Source organism: Psychrobacillus vulpis, from assembly GCF_006861825.1.
GTDB lineage: Bacteria > Bacillota > Bacilli > Bacillales_A > Planococcaceae > Psychrobacillus > Psychrobacillus vulpis.
This window is the reverse complement of the sequence record NZ_VDGI01000047.1, coordinates 1-4,383: the sequence shown is the minus strand read 5'-3', so window position 1 is coordinate 4,383 and position 4,383 is coordinate 1. Positions and strand designations below refer to the sequence as shown.

General features: G+C 38.7%; 2 protein-coding genes and 1 pseudogene. 2 read left to right on the top strand and 1 reads right to left on the bottom strand.

Annotated features, from left to right (window positions below; translation table 11 throughout):
* A partial coding sequence (locus FG384_RS19305) for an IS110 family transposase (RefSeq protein ID WP_142644315.1) occupies positions 1–279 on the bottom strand: 279 nt, incomplete at its 3' end.
* A gap of 691 nt (positions 280–970) precedes the next feature.
* Here FG384_RS19305 and FG384_RS19300 point away from each other — a divergent pair.
* Positions 971–1,936, top strand: a pseudogene (locus FG384_RS19300) (hypothetical protein).
* Positions 1,937–3,231: 1,295 nt separating this feature from the next.
* Positions 3,232–4,233: a phosphotransferase gene (locus FG384_RS19295; RefSeq protein ID WP_142644314.1), complete on the top strand. Its 1,002-nt coding sequence runs from the start codon at positions 3,232–3,234 to the stop codon at positions 4,231–4,233.
* Positions 4,234–4,383 lie beyond the last annotated feature (150 nt).

Here is a 4,383-nt window from a genome sequence, read left to right as displayed (position 1 = left end):
CTTGCGACCTGGTACTGCTTTCATATGCTGAGCATTCACTACTAAAAATTCAATATTCTCCGCTTCAAGTAAGTTAACTATTGGCTTCCAAAATACGCCGGTACTTTCCATTGCTACGTGGGTACAACCATGCTCCTTAATCCAGTCAATTAACTGTAATAGAAATACAGTCTTAGTGGAAAACGTTTGAATCTCCTTTCCTTTTGGTGTAATAATACAGGCAGTAATGGAGTCTTTATGAACATCCATACCGCATGCACGCTCAATGATTACTTCCATTGTAATCATCCTTTCTACGGCAACTAGTATTGGAGGCTGGTGCAATAACCAGAGTAGGATTAATCTCCCATGAGTGCTTCCCGTAAGGGAGCGACAGTCTGTGATGCACCNGGATGGGCTCTATGGCACCATAGTTCATCGACCTTCCTCTCCCAGCCGTAGTATCCTATACCCGTTTTTCACATTTTCATTCTCTGTGGTGTAGCGCTGATTTTGCGCTACATGGATGGCTAACGGGGCAGTTTAGTTCAATAGCAGAAAACGGATTTTTGTTAATTCAAATGGGAAAATCACTTGAAATTGGAACCTCTATTTGTTTTGAACGTATGAAAGTAAAGGGGAGTTTGTTGAATAATGATATAAATGGGGTGGTGTTGATTTAAAACAAATTCGCGATGTTTGTAAAAAAGATGCGATGTTTAAAATAAAGTCACGACGTTTGTAAAAAAGATACTAAGCTTTGCCCCATTGGATGTAATTTGTCTAAAGGACTTTTCGTGGCAAAAATAACATAATTATATTCCAGAAAAGGGCCATTTAAGGGAATTAAGGAAGGCACAATATGAGTCTTGGAAATATAAGTACTTGAAAGTTGTACCAGAAAGGTTTAAAAGCGTTAAAGGCATTAGGATAGGAGTGATTAAATAATTATGAAACAAAGTGAGTCAGAACTTGTAGAGGTGATGAGAAGGTGACTATTAGTGCAGAGAGGCAGGCCTCAAGATTGATGAGGTTGCGTAGAATCTGCGGTTATGGTGCCGCAATCTCAGTAACACCTTACCTGCTGATCAAAATCGTATGGACTTTCGGCCTCTTCCTTCCAACCGAGCAAATGGGTGACGCCAGTTGGCGCATTATAAACGCAGTAACTGCCGTTCTCGCTGCGATTGGTATCCTTCTTGCAATGGCGTTCTGCAAGCCGTGGGGGGAGCGGCTACCTGCGTGGTTGGTTGCTCTACCCATTTGGGTTGGTACCGGTTTGCTCGTTCCTATGCTGTTGATTGCACCGGTTCTGGGCCCTGCAGCTATGATTCGGGATCAAGAGGCAGGTGCCGCCGACTTCTGGGTGTACGAGCAAATCTTCGTCATGATCTCACTTTTCGGGATCGGAATCTTCCTGCCGATTGCATTGGCGGGGTATGCAAAGGCACGTTGGCCAGAGGCGCTGAGTGGCACAACCGACTACAAGGAGTTGCCGGGCAATACTCGACAACTGCAGATCATCTTGGCTAGGATCGTCGCTGCCGGCTGCATTCTGCTCGGTGTCATCAAGGTGTTTTGGGCGGTTGGCGGCTCTTTCGGCATCGTCCCGGCAACCATGGTTGAACGCGATGTGTGGTGGCACCTGCTATCATTGAGTATAGGCGTGTGGTCCTTTGCAGGTGCGTGGGGCATACTGGTGGTAGCATCCCGCCGTGGGTCGAGGTGGTTTCTACCCCCTATGACAGCGGCATGGATTTCATAGGGAGCGTTGTTCTCCAACAACCTCTATTCCGCCTTATCTTCAGTTCGACTCGATGCGCCACCCTCCCCAGAGCACCCATTGGCATGGTTGTTGACCACACAGGCCGGCATCGTCTTAGGTGTAATAATGGGGATGATTATCCTGCTGGTGCTGCACGAACGGCGTCGAGCCCTTCGAGATGAGTCCAACTGAAGTTGATTACACAGAAACACGGAGATGAATTACTCATAAAAATAGTTAGAACCATGATTAGGGACCGTCAATAATTTTTGTAAATACCTGAAGTCCTTTTCTTAATAGTTAGCTGGTTATTCTTTCGATTTGAACATAGCTGCGAGCTCAGCAGTGCTTTTGCCGCTCTCCTTCAATTGAGGAAAGATCACAGAAATGATCAAACTTTTTTAAAAGATAAATAGTCAATCTCAAAAGTGGAATCCATTTTGATCAATCTTTTTTCAAAATGGATTCATTTTCTTTATCGTAAGATATGGGTTTGCGAGGTAATTTTAATCAAACTTTATTTCAAAGCTACAGGTGGGGTATATGAGTGAACGATTCGAACTAAGTTTTAAAAACAAGGAAGTTAGAATGTGGTTTTATATTAAAGTGCCAACTTTTATTATAGGAAGCTTATTTCTGTTTATTGGGGGTCTCACCTATAATTATGTTCCATGGGCATTGTTAGTAATAGCATGGATTACCTTTGATATATGGCGTTTTCTTTACAGGAGGAAACAGAAGAAAAAATTAATAACCCTACCTAAGATCTAGGGTGCGTTTCTACAATAAATGGAGACGCTTTGTCACTAACGACGCAGGTTAGTTCATAAATACATTACCTCAAAATGAAATGTGTCTTTAGAAAATGGCAATTGAAATTTTTGGAAAATCTATGTAGTTAATATAAACCTGAAAAACCTTCATCAGTTTAATAAGTGATGGAGGTTGTTCCATTGAGTAGAAAGGATAGATATTGCTTCTTCGATTGATTCAAATGGTATTGCTCCATAACCAATCATGACAAAAATATTTATCGTATTTAGTTGATAGAAAGTAGAAATGGGCTAAATAGCAATTCTAGCCTCTTGTCTGTTTTATGGCTTCCTTGGGCTATATACGATTATGAATTATGAGGCTTCTTCAACTAACGGGGCAGGATAATTCAATAAGAAATCAAATATTGAAATGGCTGTAATGTTACAATTAATGAAAAATAATCCATTGTTATAAAAGGGGGAATTAATCAATGGGATGGTTAATCATTATCGTAATTGCTTTTCTGCCAATTTTTTATCGAATCCATAAACGTCTTGATTATTTAGAGAAAGAGGTCAAAAGATTAAATGGAGAGATTGATGTTTTTTAAGTAACAGGTACTTTAGTTGAAAATCAAGGGTTGCTAAGGCACTCTTTTTCTTATAGAACTAACGGGGCAGTTTAGTTGAAGAAGTAATATCTTATTTTTGGAGAATAAGGAGAAAACTTAAATGAAAAAAACAATTAATTACGATAAACTCATTGAAATTGCTTTAGGATATTATGGGATTACTAATTTTTCATCAAGTTTTATAAGACATAACGACAATATTACATTAAAAATAGATAATAATGAAGATAACAATTCTTATGTTTTGCGGATTCATTCCCCTATTACTTCTGGACTACAAGGTGTACAGCATACCTTTGAAGGACTAAACGCAGAGGTGGAATTGCTAAATAGTTTAAACGAACAAACTTCTTTACCTTTACAGCAACCAATTAAAAACAAAAAAGGAAACTTGGTTTCTACAATTGTTGATGTGGATAATAATTTTATTCAATTGGCAACGCTCCTCACTTGGAAAGAGGGCAATGTTTATACGGGAAAGGAAATAAATTCAAAAAATATTGCTTATGAAGTAGGAGTTGTATTAGCTAAATTACATAATTTCTCAAATAACTGGATTATTCCACAACCATTTATACGACCAAATTATGATATTGAAAAGTATAGGAATTTGACTGATAGATTACAGTATGGTGCTGAAATTAACTTATTCACATCTGAACAATATGATGTGATATTAGATACAATGAAATATATAAAAATTATTTTTGATAGAGCACCAAAAACGAATAATAATTGGGGAATTATTCACGCTGACCTACAAGGTGGAAACATAATTGTTAATAATGACACTGTTATCCCTATCGACTTTGGTTTCTCAGGTTATGGTTATTATCTATTCGATATTGGCATTACGCTCACTTCTTTTAATATTAATCATAGAAAAATAGTGTTAGAAGGATATAAAACATTAAGAAATCTTAATGAAGAAGACGAATTTCTAATAAGTGCGGGTTTTATTTTAGCTATTTTTGGGGGTTTTGGTTTTATGGTCAATAACCAAGAAGCTCACGAATGGATACAGCGGAGAATGCCCTATGTTACACAAAATTATTGTAGGGCTTTCCTCGATAAAAAATCTTTTCTGTTGGAAATAGAGTAGTAAATGACTTTTTTTCAACTAAAGGGTGCTTGTGCGGCCGAGCCTAGGTCGTATCATATAGCGGGTGGGATTCCCGTCGAGAAAGAACTAGCCATTCACTCGTAGCGAGTCTTGGAGGGCTAATGGTAACATTAGCCTTTAAGCGTAGAC